Annotated in this window: 11 protein-coding genes; 4 read left to right on the forward strand and 7 right to left on the reverse strand. The window is 75.1% G+C overall.

The window, feature by feature from the left end; all coding sequences use genetic code 11:
• Positions 1–22: 22 nt before the first annotated feature.
• The gene (gene nudC, locus D1350_RS15400) at positions 23–997 is read left to right on the forward strand and encodes an NAD(+) diphosphatase (RefSeq protein ID WP_125776897.1); all 975 of its coding nucleotides are present in this window, start codon (positions 23–25) and stop codon (positions 995–997) included.
• On the opposite strand, the gene D1350_RS15405 is transcribed toward nudC, so the two are convergent.
• From D1350_RS15405 to D1350_RS15415, 3 genes are all read right to left on the reverse strand, one after another.
• The gene (locus D1350_RS15405; RefSeq protein WP_240644129.1) at positions 998–4,651 is read right to left on the reverse strand and encodes an ATP-dependent DNA helicase; all 3,654 of its coding nucleotides are present in this window, start codon (positions 4,649–4,651) and stop codon (positions 998–1,000) included. It abuts the gene before it with no gap.
• The gene (locus D1350_RS15410) at positions 4,651–8,082 is read right to left on the reverse strand and encodes a UrvD/REP family ATP-dependent DNA helicase (protein ID WP_240644130.1); all 3,432 of its coding nucleotides are present in this window, start codon (positions 8,080–8,082) and stop codon (positions 4,651–4,653) included. The genes D1350_RS15405 and D1350_RS15410 overlap by 1 nt, the downstream gene beginning before the upstream one ends.
• Before the next feature lie 98 nt (positions 8,083–8,180).
• On the reverse strand, positions 8,181–9,224 hold the full coding sequence (locus D1350_RS15415) for a DUF3152 domain-containing protein (protein ID WP_164545181.1): 1,044 nt from the start codon (positions 9,222–9,224) through the stop codon (positions 8,181–8,183).
• A 213-nt stretch (positions 9,225–9,437) separates the two neighbouring features.
• On the opposite strand from D1350_RS15415, the gene D1350_RS15420 reads away from it, so the two are divergent.
• The gene (locus tag D1350_RS15420; RefSeq protein ID WP_125776899.1) at positions 9,438–9,659 is read left to right on the forward strand and encodes a DUF3107 domain-containing protein; all 222 of its coding nucleotides are present in this window, start codon (positions 9,438–9,440) and stop codon (positions 9,657–9,659) included.
• Between the two features lie 34 nt (positions 9,660–9,693).
• Here D1350_RS15420 and D1350_RS15425 read toward each other — a convergent pair whose 3' ends face one another.
• Positions 9,694–10,362: a ferritin-like fold-containing protein gene (locus D1350_RS15425; protein WP_164545182.1), complete on the reverse strand. Its 669-nt coding sequence runs from the start codon at positions 10,360–10,362 to the stop codon at positions 9,694–9,696.
• 368 nt (positions 10,363–10,730) lie between these two features.
• Between D1350_RS15425 and D1350_RS15430 the strand changes: the two genes are divergently transcribed.
• Both D1350_RS15430 and D1350_RS15435 read left to right on the forward strand, forming a co-directional pair.
• A complete protein-coding gene (locus D1350_RS15430; RefSeq protein ID WP_125776901.1) occupies positions 10,731–12,380 on the forward strand; it encodes a DEAD/DEAH box helicase in 1,650 nt (549 codons plus the stop codon).
• 332 nt (positions 12,381–12,712) lie between these two features.
• Positions 12,713–13,009, forward strand: coding sequence for a DUF1905 domain-containing protein (locus D1350_RS15435; protein WP_125776902.1), 297 nt, complete (start codon positions 12,713–12,715; stop codon positions 13,007–13,009).
• Positions 13,010–13,032: 23 nt separating this feature from the next.
• On the opposite strand, the gene D1350_RS15440 is transcribed toward D1350_RS15435, so the two are convergent.
• From D1350_RS15440 to D1350_RS15450, 3 genes are read right to left on the reverse strand one after another with little or no spacing between them, the layout of a single operon-like run.
• A complete protein-coding gene (locus D1350_RS15440; RefSeq protein ID WP_125776903.1) occupies positions 13,033–13,668 on the reverse strand; it encodes a MarC family protein in 636 nt (211 codons plus the stop codon).
• The gene (locus tag D1350_RS15445) at positions 13,665–14,522 is read right to left on the reverse strand and encodes a PHP domain-containing protein (protein ID WP_125776904.1); all 858 of its coding nucleotides are present in this window, start codon (positions 14,520–14,522) and stop codon (positions 13,665–13,667) included. The genes D1350_RS15440 and D1350_RS15445 overlap by 4 nt, the downstream gene beginning before the upstream one ends.
• Before the next feature lie 26 nt (positions 14,523–14,548).
• Positions 14,549–16,216 (reverse strand): aminopeptidase P family protein, encoded by a 1,668-nt coding sequence (locus D1350_RS15450; protein WP_125776905.1) that lies wholly within the window; start codon positions 16,214–16,216, stop codon positions 14,549–14,551.
• Positions 16,217–16,276 lie beyond the last annotated feature (60 nt).

Genomic DNA, 16,276 nt, shown 5'->3' on the forward strand with positions numbered 1-16,276 from the left:
GCGTGTCCCGTACCGTCGCCCTGTGCTCGACCTTCCTTTCGCCCGTACCGCCCACGACCGCGCCGCCCACCGTCGCACCGAGCCAGGCCTCGTGGAGGACCTCCTGACCCGGCCCAGCACCCGCGTCCTGCTGCTTCGCGGGGGCCGCACGGGCGCCGTCGGGCAGCGGCTCGGGCTCTTCGAGCCGCGCGACGTGGCCCACCTGCCCGCCGACGACCACCTCTTCCTCGGCGAGGCCGACGGCGTCGCCTACCTGGCCCGTGTGGTCCCCGAGCGCCCGCGCGACGCCCACGGCGTGGCGGGCGAGGCCGTCGCACCGGCCGAGGGCACCGACGACCCGAGCGACGCCCCGGTGGGAGCAGTCGAGGAGGCCGGGCCGGAGGGGTTCGGGTGGCTCGGGCTGCGAGAGGTGTCGGAGCACGCCACGGACCTCGAGCTGGGGCTCGCGATCGAGGCCGTCGCGCTGGCCGCGTGGCTCGCGGTGTCCGGACACTGCCCGCGGTGCGGGGAGCCCACGGAGCTGGCCCAGGCGGGCTGGGTCCGGCGGTGCACCGCCGAGGGGATCGACCACTACCCGCGGACGGACCCCGCGGTGATCATGGCGATCGTCGACGCGGACGACCGGCTGCTGCTCGGCCGGGGCCCGCAGTGGGCGCCCGGCCGGTACTCCGTGCTCGCGGGCTTCGTGGAGCCGGGCGAGAGCGCGGAGCACGCGGTGCGGCGCGAGGTGCTGGAGGAGACGGCCGTCGAGGTGGCCGACGTCCACTACGCGGGCAGCCAGTCCTGGCCGTTCCCCGCCTCGCTCATGCTGGGCTACCGCGGCCGGGCCGTGACCACCGACCTCCGCTGCGACCCGGAGGAGCTGGCCGACGCCCGGTGGTTCACCCGCGACGAGCTCGGCGCGGCGGTCACGGCCGGCGACCTCGGCCTGCCGGGGCGGGCGTCGATCGCGCGGTCGCTCATCGAGGAGTGGTACGGCACGGAGATCGCGGACTGATCACCTGCCGAGGATCAGGGCCTCCAGCTCCTCCTCCGTGAGCAGCCGCTCCGGCCGGACCGTCGTGTCGGACCCCACGTAGTAGAACGCCGCGCTCACCCGCTCCACCGGGATGCCCTTCCAGCGGGCCCAGGCGAGCCGGTACACCGCGAGCTGCACCTCGCGCGCGGCCCGGGCGACCGGGTCGAGCGGCTCCCGGCCGGTCTTCCAGTCGACCACCACCACGGCGTCCGGCCCGCGCTCGGGGTCGGCGAACACCGCGTCCATCCGGCTGCGGAGCATGACGCCCGCGACGGGCGTCTCCACGTCGGCCTCGACGGCGATCGGCGTGCGCGACGCCCACGGCGACCCCTCGAACGTCTCCTTGAGCTTCTCGAGGTCGGTGTCGGGCACCAGGTCGTCGTCCTCGGCGCTCGGGAGGTCGTCGATGTCCAGCAACGAGGCCTGCTGGAAGTGCTGCTCCACCCAGGAGTGGAACTGGGTTCCCCGCCGGGCGTGGACAGTGGGCTGCGACGGGACCGGCCGGCGCAGCTGCAGCGCGAACGCGTCCCGGTCGGCGGCGAGCCGGACCAGGCCGGACGCCGACACGTGCGCCGGGAACAGGACCTCACGGTCGTGCCGCTCCTCCCGCTCGTTCAGCAGCATCCGCGCCAGGTCGACCAGGTCGTGGCCCGCGGTGTCCCGGAGCACCCCGTCAGGAGCGGTCAGCAGAGCCGACAGATCACCCTCAACCTCGGGCTCGCCCTCCAGCACGCTCGCCCGGGCGGCGGCCGCAGCGTCCACGAGGTGCGCCGTGGCGCGCAGGACGTCCCGGGCCGCCGAGGCGGCCGGCGTTGCCGTCGAGGGGTACGGCCCGGCGCTCTCCGGCGCCACACCGTCCTTGTCGAGCGGGCCCTCCGCCGGCCAGACCGCCACGATCTCCTCCGCGTCGCGCGGGTTCTCGGCGTCCGGCGCGGGCAGGGCCGCCCAGGAGTCGGCGGCCACGAGGCCGGCGGTGACCAGCTCCAGCAGGAACGGGGACGGCGACCGCGGGCGGGTGGAGGTGCCCCACCACGAGCCCGTGAGCCGCAGCTCGCGGCGGGCGCGGGTGAACGCGACGTAGGCCAGCCGCCGCTCCTCCCCGAGCCGGTGCTCGCCGCACGCGGCCTTGAACTCGTCGCGCCGCGCGACCAGGTCCTTGGTGTCGGACGCGAGGTCGTACCGGAAGGCAGGCAGGTCCTCCGCGTCACCGCGCAGGTGGTACGGCAGCTCGCCGAGGTCGCTCAGCCACCCGCTCGAGCTGTCGCCCGAGCGCGCGCCGCGGTCCCACGTGGGGAACTGGCCGTCGACGAGGCCCGGGACCGCCACGACGTCCCACTCGAGGCCCTTGGACGCGTGCGCCGTGATGATCTGCACCGCGTCGGGGTCCGGCTCGCGCACCGGCATGTCCAGGCCGCGCTCGCGCGACCCGGCGACGCCGAGCCACCCGAGGAACGCTCCGAGCGTCGCGACGTCCGCCGACTGTGCGAACGAGGCCGCCACGTCGCGGAACGCGTCGAGGTGCTCGCGCCCCCGCTCGCTCACGGCGCCACCCACGCCTGCGCTCACGAGCGCAAGGGCGGTGGCCGCCTCCACGTCGAGGCCGAGCGCGCGTTCCGCCTGGCCCACCAGCTCCGGGAGCGAGAGGTAGGTGAGGCCCCGGAGGTCGCGCAGCACCCCCGCGAGCGCCGTCAGCCGGCGGTGCCCGTCGCCGGTGAGGACGCGCCCGTCCCGTGCGGGACGGCCCGGCTGCGGCAGCTCGTCGAGGGCGTCGACGATGGACCGGTGGTCCACGACGTCGCCCTCGACCACGACGGGGTCGCCCGCCTCGGCGGCGGTGTCGGGAGCGACGCCCGGAGCAGTGTCGCTCGCGGCCTCCGGTGCGGCCCCGGGCGCCGGTGCTCCGCCTCGCCGCCCGCGGCCGAGGTCCTCGCGCCGGGCAAGGTCGGCGGCCCACGAGCCCAGCGCGTGCAGGTCCGCGGCGCCGAGGTTGACCCGCGGGCCGGTCAGCAGCCGCAGCAGCGAGTCCCCGCGTGACGGGTCGTGTGCCGCCTCGAGGAGCGCCACGACGTCGACCACCTCGGGCGTGGACAGCAGGCCGCCCAGCCCCACGACCTCGACGGGCAGGCCGCGCTTGCGCAGGGCCACCTCCATCGGTGCGAACTGGGAGCGCGCCCGGCACAGCACCGCGGCGGTGACGCGTCCGCGCGGGTCCGTACCGGGTCGCCAGCGCTCGGCCACCCACTCGGCGACGGCCTCGGACTCCTCCTCCAGCGTGGCCGCGACGTGGGCGGTCACCGACCCTGCCCCGGCGTCCGGGCGCAGGTCGAGCGCCGGGACGTGGACGCCCGCGGCGTCGCCCCGGAGCGGCGCCGACACCGAGTTCGCGGCGGCGAGCACCGCGGCGTCGTTGCGCCAGGAGGTGGACAGGTAGTGCACGGCGGCGGGGATGCCGTCGTCGCGCCGGAACCTCTCCGGGAAGCGGCCCAGACCGGCCGCGCTGGCACCGCGCCAGCCGTAGATGGACTGGTGCGGGTCGCCCACGGCCGTGACGGGGTGCCCGTCGCCGTAGAGCCCGGCGAGGAGCTCGACCTGTGCGTACGACGTGTCCTGGTACTCGTCCAGGAGAACCACGGCGAACCGCGCCCGCTCGGCGGCGCCGACGGCTGGGACGGTACGGGCGAGCTCGGCGGCGAACGCGACCTGGTCGCCGAAGTCGAGCGACTCCGCCACGCGCTTGCGGCGCCGGTACTCCACCACGAGGTCCACGAGCCGGGCCCGCTCCGCGACCGTGCCGATGAGCGTCACCACGTCCTTGGTGCGCGCCTTCTGACGCTTGCCCAGGGGCAGCGACTCGAGGTGCTCCGCCATCTCCGTGAGCCGGTCCCGCGCCTCGGCGGGGTCCACGAGGTGCTCGCCGAGCGCGCCGGAGAGCGCCACGACGGCACCTACGACGGTGCTCACGGCCTTGTCGGTGCCCAGGTCGTCGGACCACGACTCCACCACCTGCGAGGCCAGCTGCCACTGCTCGGCCTCGCCGAGCAGCCGCGCGCCGGGCTCGACCCCGAGCCGTAGTCCGTGGTCGGCCACCAGCGACGCGGCGTACGCGTTGTAAGTGGCGATGGTGGGCCGGTCGAGATCGAGGCCGGCGAGCGCCTCCCCGGCCGACTCCCCGAGCGCCCGGTTGAGCTGGGCCAGCCGGGTCTGCACCCGGACGCCGAGCTCGCCGGCGGCCTTGCGCGTGAACGTGAGGCCCAGCACCTGCTCCGGCGACACCAGCTTGTTGGCGATGAGCCACACGACGCGGGCCGCCATGGTCTCCGTCTTGCCCGACCCGGCGCCCGCGACCACGAGCGACGGCTCGAGCGGCGCCTCGATGACCTCCGTCTGCTCGTCGGTGGGCTCGGGCCGGCCGAGCAGGCGGGCGATCGCCCGTGCGGAGAGCCGCTCGCGGCCGGGCTCCCCCGCCGCGTCGTTGCCCGACGGCGCGCCCGGGTCCGGCTCCTCGCCCAGGGCGAGGCTCTGGGTGTACAGCAGCTGCTCGCGCGCTGCGGCGTCCCCCGCCGTGCCGTCGCCGGGCAGGCCGAGCCCGCCCAGTCCCGGCAGGTCCAGCTCGAACGCGCCGTCCTGCGGCATCACTCCACCACCTTCCGTCCCTCGGGCTGCAGCGGGCACGAGCGGCGCACCGCGCACATGCTGCACAGATCGTTGGGCCGCGCCTCGAACCGGGCGGCGGCCATCGTGTCGGCGGCGCCCTCGACCACGTCGCGCGCCCAGCTGCCGCCGTCGGGGTCCGGGACGAGTCCCGGCTGGTCCCGGACCGTGGGCCCCTTGGTGTCCGTGCCGACGAAGACGAGGCTCGCGCCCCGGCTGGCTGCGCCGTCCGGCAGGTCGAGCGCACCCTCCTCGACGGCGAGCTGGTAGGCCCCGAGCTGCGGGTTGTCGGCCGTCTTCTTCTCGCTCGGGGCGGTGCGGCCGGTCTTCAGGTCGACCACGCGGACCGTACCGTCGCCCGCGTCCTCGACGCGGTCGAGCTGGCCCCGGAGCCGGGCCCGCCCCACGGTCAGGTCGAAGTCGGCCTCTACGAGCAGCGGCTCGCCCGACGTCGCCAGGTACTCGGCAAGGCGCTCGACCATCCGGTCGGCCCGACGGCGGAGCTGGCGGGCCGGCCAGCCCTCGGGCAGCGCCAGCTCGGGCCAGCGCCGGTCGAGCTCGCGCTTCAGCTCCGTGAGGGAGCCCTTCGGGAGGCTCTGGGCGATCGAGTGCACGAGGGTGCCGAGCGTCTGGTGCGTCGCGTCCGGTGCCGTCCCGCCGGCGGACTCGAAGGCCCAGCGCAGCGCGCAGGTGGTCACGGTGTCGACCTTCGACGGCGACACCGTCACGAGGTCGTCGGGGCCCCACAGCGGGTCGCCGCTCGACACCCCGGCGACGCCGTACCAGCTCCTCGGATCGGCCTCGGCGACCCCTGCCGCGGCGAGGTCGGCGAGCAGCACGGCGGCGGCCTCGCCCGACTCCGGAACGGTCTCGGCCGACGTGTCGCCGCAGGTCCCCTCCGGTGCGGGGCCTGCGGCCGTTCGCCCGTGCCGGGCCACCGCGGACACCAGCTCGGCGCGAGCCGCCGCAACGACGCCGCGCAGGTCCAGCGGAGGCCCCACGGGGACCCGGCGCGGGTCGGGGCCCTCACCATCATCAGAGCGAGGGGAGACCAGGTCGCAGAAGACGCTCGGCGACTCCTCCGTGTCCTCGACGGCCGTGACGATGAGGCGGCGGCGCGCGCGGGACGTGGCGACGGCGAACGCGCGGAGCTCGTCCGCGAGAACCTGCCGGCGTGCTTCCGCGCCCACGCCGTGGGCCTGTGTGGTGCGGCCGGCCAGCAGCTCGACGAGCGCCTGCGAGCCCAGGAGCGAGTCACGGAGCCGCAGGTCGGGCCACACGCCGTCCTGGACGCCCGCCACGACGACGACGTCCCACTCCCGCCCCGCCGCCCCAGGCGGTGTGAGGGCCGCGACGGCGCCCGAGCCCGCGGCCGACGCCGCGAGGGAGTCGGCCGGCAGGTCCTGGGAGTCGAGGTAGTCCACGAACGCGGCCACCGGAGCGCCGGGCATGCGGTCCACGAACGTCTCCGCCGCGCGGAACAGCGCCAGCACCGAGTCCAGGTCCCGGTCGGCGCGGAGACCGGCAGGACCGCCCGCGAGGGCCGCCGCCCGCCAGCGCTCGGCCAGGCCGGACGCCGCCCACACGGCCCAGAGAACGGTCTGCGCCGTCGCGCCCGGCTCCGCCGCCGCCTCCCGGCCGGCGGCCAGCACGCGGGCCACGGCGACCGGCCCCCGGTGCACCGGGGACGGGAGCGTCGCCGCGCGCGCCGGGTCGCCGAGCACCTCCACGATCAGCGCGTCCGAGGTGCGCCCGCCACCACCGGACAGCTCCTCCGCGCGCAGGGCCCGGCGCAGCCGCCGGAGCGCGACGGCGTCGAGCCCGCCCACCGGGGACGTGAGCAGCAGGGCCGCCGTGTCAGGGTCGAGGGGCTGCTCCTCCTCACCGAGCTCACCGGCCAGCAGCGCGTCCAGGCTGCCGCGCGGGGCACCGGCGCACACCCGCACCGCCGCGAGCAGGGGCGCCACGGCGGGCTCGTCGCGCAGCGGGAGGTCGGAGCCCAGGAGGGCCACCGGTACCGAGGCGGACGCGAGCTCCCGGCGCAGGGCCGCCAGCCGCGTGCCGCTGCGGGCGACCACCGCCATCCGCTCCCACGGCGTGCCTCGCAGCAGGTGCTCGGCACGCAGCTCGCGCGCGATCCACGCCGCCTCCTGCGCCGCCCCGGACAGGACGGCCACCTGGACCGGGGGCACGTCGCCGGGCACCGGCACCGCCACGCCGCCCGGCACGACGCCGTCCGGCGGGACGCCGTCCGGCACCACGCCGTCCGGCACCACGCCGTCCAGCACGACACCGTCCGGCAGGACGCCGCCCTCCGGCGCCGGGCGGGCCTGCGCCCTGCGGTGCAGGACGCTGGCGAGGACCGGGATGCGGGCCGTCACGGCGCGCGTGACCTCGCGAAGCCCGGGCCCCTGGCGCCAGGCCGTGCCGAGCACCACCGGATGAGCGTCGAACGCGCCGAAGGCGCCGGGGCGCGCGGGCGCGGATGCCCTTCCCACGAGGCCCGGCGAGGCACCGCGGAAGCCCTGCACCGCGCTGTCGGGGTCGCCGATGAGCACCAGGCGGGCGCCGTCGGCGTGCAGCACGTGGAGCAGCCGCGCGGTGGCCGCGGTGGCCTCCTGGTAGTCGTCCACCACGACCAGGTCCCAGGTGGGCCGCGGGACGCCCGGCACCTCCGCCTCCCAGCCCTGGAGCGCGTGGGCGGCCTCGTCCACCACGACAGCGGGGTCGTAGCGCGCGCCGGCGTCCGGCGTGCCGAGGCGCAGCGCCGTGACGTCGAGGTACTCCTCGTAGAGCTGTGCGGCCATGACCCACTCGGGGCGGTCGTGCCGGCGGCCGAGCTCGTCGAGCTCCACGGGGCCCAGACCGCGTTCCGCCGCACGCATGAGCAGGTCACGCAGCTCCTGCCGGAGCCCGCGCAGACCCAGCGACTCCTCCGGGAGACCCGGGGGGAGGACGAGCGGAGCACCCTCCCCGGCGACGTGCCCCGCCAGCAGCTCGGCGAGGACGAGGTCCTGCTCAGGCCCGGACACGAGGGTGGGCGGCGGGTCGCCGAGCGCAGCGGCCCGCGAGTGCAGCACCGAGAAGGCGGCCGAGGCCGCCGTACGGACCATCGGCGCGCTGACCGTCCGCCCCGCGGCCGACGCGACCTGGTCCCGGAGCCGCGCGGCCGCCCGGCGGGACGCGGCGAGGACCAGCACGCGGTCGGGGCGAGCCCCTTCGTCGAGGGCCCGCACGGCGACGGCGGTCGCCACCGTGGTGCGCCCCGTTCCGGGGGCTCCCGCCACGAGGGTCGCCCGGTGCGTGAGCGCCGCCTCCACGGCAGCCGCCTGCGTCTCGTCGAGCGACACGAGGCCCGTGCCCTCCGGGCTGGGCCCGGGCGGCACCAGGCGGAGGCTGGAGGTGGTCGTCACGCGGATGATTCGATCACGAGCCACCCACACTCCCTGCCGACGCGCGCCGTCGGGCCAGGAAGGTCCGGTTCGTCCCACCCAGACCTACGGGCGCGCCCCTACGGCCGCGGCCAGCCGTTCGGCAGGCAGCCGCCGGTCGAGAGCGTCTGCTGCACCATCACCGGCGCGAGAGCGCCCGGGGCCGGGCACTGGGCGTGGTGATGGCCCAGCACGTGCCCCACCTCGTGGTTCACGAGGTACTGGCGGTAGGTCACGACGTCGTCGCCGAACGCCTCGGCCCCGTTCACCCACCGGCCGAAGTTGAGCACCGCCGCGTTCCCCATGCCGCACGAGAGGTGACCGCCGGTGTCGAGGGGGGCGCAGAGCGTGTCGGTCGTGGCGGGGCTCGTGAGCACCACCCGGGCGTCGGGGGCGTCGCCGTCGGTACGGGCGAACGTCACACCGTCCACCTGGGACCAGCCGCGCGGGTCGTTGAGCGTGGCGAGCACGGCGTCCGCGAACACCCCGACGTCCACGGGCAGGCCCTTCTCGACCTCGACGCGCACGGTCCACACCTTGCCCGGGCCGGGCGGCTCCGTGCCGCCGGCGGCGATGACGAGCTCGCCGGAGAGCGCCGGCTCGACGGTGGTCCCCGTGAGGCCCGAACCCGGGTCCGGGACGGGAGCCGCCGACGGCGTCGGCTCGGGAGCCGGCACCGCGATCTTGGGGACGACGGCCGTCGGCGCCTCCGGAGCGGGTGAGACGGTCGGTGCCGGCCGTACCCCCGCGGCGTCGGCCTCGAACCCGTCGTCGTCGCTCGTCAGAACCTGGCCGACCTGGGGAGCAGGGGGCGGCACGCGACCGGTCCCCCGCTCTGCCGCGGCCACGACGTCGCGGACCACCGCTGCGGCCTCGGCACTGAGGTGCTGGTCGACCATCCCCGCGACGGCCTCCCGGGACGCCTCCGGCTCCTGCGACGCGGTGGCGACGATCCCGCCCAGCATGCCCGCCCCGAGACACAGGACGAGGGCGACCGCGGACCCCTCAGGACGCAGCCGGGCCCGGTGCCGGGCAGCTCGCACCGCCCCTCCGGTCGCCCCGACGGCGGCGCCGGCACCGGACGGCCGGGCCGCACGGTCCGGGGTCGTCACGCGATGCTCCACGCCGTCCATCGTGCCATGCCCCATCCTGAACGTCGCGATAACGGCCGTTTCGGGCCAGTTGGGCCAGATCGACGCCCTGCGGATCGGCTGACGGCGAAACCGCCAGCTCCGGGCAGAGCCGGTGGCTAGGATCGTCACGCCGGGGTCCCCGGCGCAGGGCAGTCGATCGGCTGGAGCGGTCTTGTACCGCACGCCGCACGCGAAGGAGAGAACGTGGAAGTCACCATCGGTGTGCAGAACCTGCCGCGGGAGCTCGTCATCGAGACCGACCTGACCCCGGACGCTGTCGCGTCCGCCGTCCAGAAGGCGCTCGCCGGCAGTGCGCTCGAGCTCACCGACTCCCGCGGCCGCCGCGTGATCGTGCCGAGCTCGACGATCGGCTATGTCGAGATCGGCACGGAGGAGCAGCGCAAGGTCGGGTTCGGCTCGCTCTGAGAGCGCCTCTGACGGCCCGGCGGTCTCACGACCGTCAGGCCGTCAGCCCCAGCCGGTCCATCCGGCGGGTGTGCTCGGCGGTGAGCCGGGCGAACACCCACGACTGGGCGTCCGCGGCGGGCACCCCGCCGGCTGCGGCGACGAGGGCGAGCAGGCGCTCGTCCTCCCGCAGGACCCGCTGGGCCACGCCCAGCGCCTCCCCCACGACACGGCGCCCCCAGAGGGCGAGCCGCGAGGCGAGAACGGGGTCGTTCGCCGTTCCCTCGGCGAGCAGCTCGGCCAGCCCGCGGTCCAGCTCGGCGCCGTCGAGCACCGCGACCACCTCGTCGCGGACCGGCCCGGTCAGGCCGAGGGCCGCCGTGCGGCACAGGTCGCCCGCCACGGCGTGGCCCACATAGGCCTTGACCACGGCCTCCCACCAGTTCAGGTGGGTGGTGCGTGCGTCGAAGTCGTCGAGCAGGCCCTGGAAGCGGCTGAGCGTGGCCTGCTCCTCCGAGCCGTAGCGGGCGGCGAGGTCGAGGGCGGCACGCTGGCGGCGCAGCACCCCGACCGCGAGACCCGCGAGACGCTGCCGCACCTCCACCTCCGGCGCCACCGAAGCCTGCCCGCCCACCAGCGCGAAAGCCCCGAGGTCCGTGTAGGCGGCGAGCCCGAGGATCTCCGCCACGTCGTCAGGGACTGGGTCCAGCACAAGGTGGCTCACGTCGCCAGGATAGGCACGCTGACGGGATCCGGCTGGGCGAACCATGCCGGTCCGCCCAAGTTGGCCCCGGCTCGTCCTGTGTGGGCGGGTCCTCCCGCGGAGGGCGGCGTGTCGTACGGCACGCCGCAGGAGTGACGCGCACGATAACCGTTTCGAAACATCGTGTGCGTACCATGAGCGCGTACATCGGTTGCCCGGTCGTCACGTTCAGACCCCAGAGCCTGTGCTCCGGCCCGCCCGGCCGCCCCGCAGGACGCGCTGCAGGGGCTCCACCAGGAGCCCGGCGCGCGACGAGATTCCACGATCGGCTGCCACACCCACGGCGCAAGTGCCAGGCCTTGACCCAGGGCCCGCCGCGCCGACGAGAGATGAAGGCGCCAGTGACTACCACAGACACATCGGCCGCGACCGCGGCCACCACGGACCCGGCGGAGAGCTCCGTCACGTCCTCCACCATCCAGGCCCGCGACGTCAGCTTCGCCGACTTCGGGGTCCGCCCCGAGATCGTCGAGGCCCTCGCCGAGGCGGGCATCACCCACCCCTTCCCGATCCAGGCGATGACGCTGCCGGTCGCGATGTCGGGTCACGACATCATCGGCCAGGCAAAGACGGGTACCGGCAAGACGCTGGGCTTCGGCGTCCCGCTGCTGCACCGTGTCGTCGCGCCCGGCGAGCCCGGCTACGACCAGCTCGTCGGAGCCGGCAAGCCGCAGGCCGTCGTCGTCGTGCCCACGCGCGAGCTCGCCGTCCAGGTCGCGTCCGACCTGGCCACTGCCTCGTCGAAGCGCAACGTCCGCATCGTGCAGGTCTACGGCGGCCGTGCCTACGAGCCGCAGATCGAGGCGCTGCGCTCCGGGGTCGACGTCGTCGTCGGCACGCCGGGCCGCATGATCGACATGCTCAACCAGGGCCACCTCACCCTGCTCCGCGCCGGCACCGTCGTGCTGGACGAGGCGGACGAGATGCTCGACCTCGGCTTCCTGCCGGACGTCGAGAAGATCCTCGCGCAGACCCCTGCCCAGCGGCACACCATGCTCTTCAGCGCCACCATGCCGGGCGCCGTGGTGAGCATGGCCCGCCGCTACATGAAGCAGCCCACGCACATCCGCGCCGCCGAGCCGGACGACCAGGGCGCGACCGTCAAGAACACCACGCAGTTCGTCTACCGCGCCCACGCGCTCGACAAGGTCGAGGTGCTGGCCCGCCTGCTCCAGGCGGAGGGCCGCGGGCGCACCATCGTGTTCGCGCGCACCAAGCGCACGGCCGCGAAGGTCTCCGACGACCTGCGCGACCGCGGCTTCGCGGCCGGCGCCATCCACGGCGACCTCGGCCAGGGCGCCCGCGAGCAGGCGCTGCGCGCGTTCCGCAACGCCAAGATCGACGTGCTGGTCGCCACGGACGTGGCGGCCCGCGGCATCGACGTCGACGACGTCACGCACGTGGTGAACTACCAGTGCCCCGAGGACGAGCGCACCTACCTCCACCGGATCGGCCGCACGGGCCGCGCGGGGAACTCGGGTACGGCCGTCACGTTCGTCGACTGGGACGACCTGCCTCGCTGGTCCCTCATCGACAAGACCCTCGACCTCGGCCTCGCAGCCCCGGTCGAGACCTACTCGACGTCGCCGCACCTCTTCTCCGACCTGAACATCCCCGCGGGGACCAAGGGCCGGCTGCCGCGCTCGGCGCAGCACCTCGCGGGCCTGGACGCCGAGGTCCTGGAGGACCTGGGCGAGACCGGCAAGCGGACGAGCAAGTCCGGCCCGCCGCAGCGCCCGGCAGGCGGTCGCGGCCCCCGGTCCGACGGCGGCCGGCCGGCTCACGCGAGCGAGCGCGCCTCGGGCGCCGCCTCCACGGGCGGTAGGTCCGCCCCGGTGAGCAACGACCAGGGTGAGGCAGGCGCCGAGGGCGGGCAGCCGACGTCGGACAGCGAGGGTGCGCGCAAGCGTTCCCGGAACCGCCGGCGCACGCGCAGCGGCCGTCCGGCCGGCGAGGGCCAGGCCCCCGCCGAGGACTGAGGCGGAGGTGCAGCGCAGCGTGGGGCCGCAGCGAAGCAAGGACCCGCGCGGAGCGGAACCGCAGACTCAGTCCTCCACGACCGAGGACTGAGGCGGAGGTGCAGCGCAGCGTGGGGCCGCAGCGAAGCAAGGACCCGCGCGGAGCGGAACCGCAGACTCAGTCCTCCACGACCGAGGACTGAGGCGGAGGTGCAGCGCAGCGTGGGGCCGCAGCGAAGCAAGGACCCGCGCGGAGCGGAACCGCAGACTCAGTCCTCCACGACCGAGGACTGACCGCACCTGAGCCCGGGTCGCGCCACGGCGCGACCCGGGCTTCGTCGTACCCTGCTGAGGTGCAGCTCGACTTCACCGCTCCACTGTGGCAATGGCAGGCACGCAGCGACTCCTGGTGGTTCGTCACCGTCCCGGAGGACCTGTCCGACGACCTGGCGAGCCTGCCGCTGCCGCCGCGCGGGTTCGGCTCGATCCGGGTCAGGGTGACCGTCGGCTCCACGTCGTGGACCACGTCCGTGTTCCCCAGCGACGAGCAGAAGGCCTACGTGCTGCCGATGAAGAAGGCGGTGCGCACGGCGGAGAAGCTCACCGCGGACGCGCCGGTCCGGGTACGCCTGGAGACGATCGACCTCTGACGAGCGGCCGCTCAGGCCGCCGCTCAGGCCGCGCGGACGAACTCCGTCACAGCGGTCGCGATCATCTGCACGGCGATCGCGGCGAGGAGCAGGCCCGCGATGCGGGTGACGAGCGTGACGCCGGAGTCGCGCAGGACGCGGTGGATGACGTTCGCGAACCGCATGGCCAGCCACAGGGCAAGGTGCACGGCGACGATGGCGGCGGCAATCGCGAGCCAGTGCCCCACGAGGGTCTCGTCCGAGCCCACACGCTGCTGCACGAACACCATGGTCGCCACGATCGCGCCCGGTCCCGCGAGGAGCGGCGTGCCGAGCGGCACCAGCGCCACGTTGACGCTCTTGTTCCCGGACGGCTCCGGCTCCTCCATCTTGCCGGTCAGCAGCTCCATCGCGACGACGAGCAGCAGGAGGCCGCCGGACGCCTGGAGCGCCGGCAGCGTGATCCCCATGTAGTGCAGCACCTGCTGCCCGAACACCGCGAACACGACGATCACGCCGAACGCCACAAGGATCGCCTGACGCGCCGCGCGGTTGCGCTGCTTGGCCCCCATCGCGCTCGTGAGCCCGAGGAAGACCGGCACGGTGCCGGGCGGGTCCATGATGACGAACAGCGTCACGAAGACCTCGGTGAACAGGACGACGTCGAAGTACTGGCTCACCGGACCACCTCCAGCGCGCCCTGGGCCTCGATGGCCTCGAGCACGTCGGGCGCCGTCGTGTTCTCGCCGATGCGGTTCGTCTTGCCGGTGCCGTGGTAGTCGCTCGACCCGGTGACGAGAAGACCGAGGGCCTCCGCGAGGCCGCGGAGGTGGCGACGCATCTCCGGCGTGTGGTCGCGGTGGTCCACCTCGAGGCCGGCCAGCCCGGCCTGGGCGAGCTCCTCGATGGTGCTGTCCGGGACGATCCGGCCCCGCGCGTCGGCACCCGGGTGCGCGAAGACGGGCACGCCGCCCGCGGCCCGGACAGCCCGCACGGCAGCGACGGCCGCCGGGGCGTAGTGGCCTACGTAGTAGCGGGTCCCGGGGCGCAGCACGGTCGCGAAGGCCTCGTCGCGGTCGCGCACTCGACCCGACGCCACGAGGGCGTCGGCGAGGTGCGGCCTGCCGATGGTGGTGCCCGGCTCCGTCTGGGCGAGCACGTCCTCCCAGGTGATCGGGAAGTCCTCGGCGAGCAGCTCCACCATGCGCTGGGCGCGGGTCTCGCGGTCCGCGCGCGTGCGGGTGAGCTCGGCGAGCAGGGCCGGGTGGTCCGGGTCGTGCAGGTACGACAGCAGGTGCACGCTGACGCCGCGGCCCGGCGTGGCGGTGTCGCTCGACAGCGCGGAGATCTCCGCGCCGCGCACGAGCGCCACGCCGAGCCGCAGGGCCGCCGCGGTGGCGGCAGGCCAGCCCGACGTCGTGTCGTGGTCGGTCAGCGCGACCGTGGAGAGGCCCGCGGCGGCCGCGGCCTCCATCACCTGGTCCGGCGCGTCCGTGCCGTCCGACGCCGTGGAGTGGGTGTGGAGGTCGATCACCGGCTCAGTCTAGAGAGCCGCGAGCCTCAGCCGCGCAGCGACGCCATCCAGGCCTCGACGTCGTCGGGACGCCGGGGCAGCGCCGCCGACAGGTTCTCGTTGCCGTCCTCGGTCACGAGCACGTCGTCCTCGATCCGCACGCCGATGCCCCGGTACTCCCCCGGCACGGCGAGGTCGTCCGCCTTGAAGTACAGGCCCGGCTCGATCGTGAAGACCATGCCCGGCTCCAGCACCCCGTCGAGGTAGAGCTCGCGACGCGCCTGCGCGCAGTCGTGCACGTCGAGGCCCAGGTGGTGGGACGTACCGTGCACCATCCACCGGCGGTGCTGCTGGCCCTCCGGGGTCAGCGACTCGGCGGCGGGCACGGGCAGCAGGCCCCACTCCTCCAGGCGCGCGGCGATGACCTCCATGGCGGCGGCGTGGACGTCGCGGAACTTCGTGCCCGGCACGGCCACGGCGAACGCGGCGTCGGCCGCGTCGAGAACAGCCTCGTAGATGCGGCGCTGGACCTCGTCGAACTCGCCGTTCACCGGGAGGGTGCGCGTGACGTCCGCCGTGTACAGCGACTCGACCTCCACGCCGGCGTCGAGCAGCAGCAGCTCGCCCTCGCGGAGCTCGCCGTCGTTGGTGATCCAGTGCAGCGTCGTGGCGTGCTCGCCCGACGCCGCGATGGTCTCGTAGCCCACCGCGTTGCCCTCGAGCCGCGCGTGGCCGTCGAACGTGGTCTCGACCACGCGCTCGCCCCGCCGGTGCGCCACCGCCTTCGGCAGCACCCGCACCACCGCCTCGAAGCCCTCGATCGTCCGGGCCACGGCCTCGCGCATGCGCTCGACCTCCAGCTCGTCCTTGACGAGCCGCAGCTCGGAGGCGGCCTCCACGAGGCTCGCGTCGGTCAGAGGGGCCGACGACGTCCCCGGGGCCCCCGCGAGGTTCCGCAGCGAAGCAAGGTCCTCGCGGGGCGAGGGCGACCTCTCGGTCGTGTCGGTCAGGTCCGTCACCTCGGCCTCGGTGCCCGTGGAGGTCTCGGCCCGCAGCGCCTCGACCAGCGTCTCGACACCCTCGTCGGAGCCGGTGACGACAAGGAGCTGCACGCCGCCGTCGCCCAGGTCCTTGGCGAGCGCGTCCCGCAGCTCGTCGATGTGCCGGGCCTCGATGCCCGTGAGCGTCTCGACGTCGTCCAGGGAGGGGCGCGCGCCGACCCAGAACTCGCCGTAGCGCGAGTCGGCGTAGAACTCCTCGGTGTCGCGCGGGGCGAGCGGACGCACGTAGAGCACGGCGTGGTGAGAGCTGGGGACGCCGTCGGCCCCAGGGTCACCCGCGCCCGTGCCGACCGGATGCAGCACGAGGACGGCGTCCGGCTCCTGGTCCGTGCCGAGGCCCGTGAGGTGCGCGAAGGCCGAGTGCGGCCGGAACCGGTAGTCGGTGTCGTTCGACCGGGTCTTGAGCGGGCCGGCGGGGATCACCAGCCGGGCGCCGGGCAGCCGCTCCGAGAGCCGGGCGCGCCGGACCGCCGTGAACGGCACCTCGCGCAAGGGGGTGATGCCGAGGTCCGCACGCGGCGCCCAGCCGGAAGTGATGAAGTCCTTGAACGCCTGGGACTCCGGCCGCTGGGACCGGGTGGAGCCGCGGCTCTCGAGGTCCTGATCAGCGGGTACGTGGCCGTCGGCGGTGTGGGGGGTGCGAGGGTCGCTCATGGTGTCAGTCTGTCATCTCGGGCGTGTCCAATGAATTTGCCCCGAGCAACACGCCGGGCG

Origin of the sequence: Antribacter gilvus, assembly GCF_003946865.1 — a bacterium.
GTDB lineage: Bacteria > Actinomycetota > Actinomycetes > Actinomycetales > Cellulomonadaceae > Antribacter > Antribacter gilvus.

Coding starts and splice junctions, on each gene's coding strand:
- D1350_RS15405 (WP_240644129.1), bottom strand. CDS start 4,651: ATGCCGCAGGACGGCGCGTTCGAGCTGGACCTGCCGGGACTGGGCGGG.
- D1350_RS15430 (WP_125776901.1), top strand. CDS start 10,731: ATGAAGGCGCCAGTGACTACCACAGACACATCGGCCGCGACCGCGGCC.
- D1350_RS15450 (WP_125776905.1), bottom strand. CDS start 16,216: ATGAGCGACCCTCGCACCCCCCACACCGCCGACGGCCACGTACCCGCT.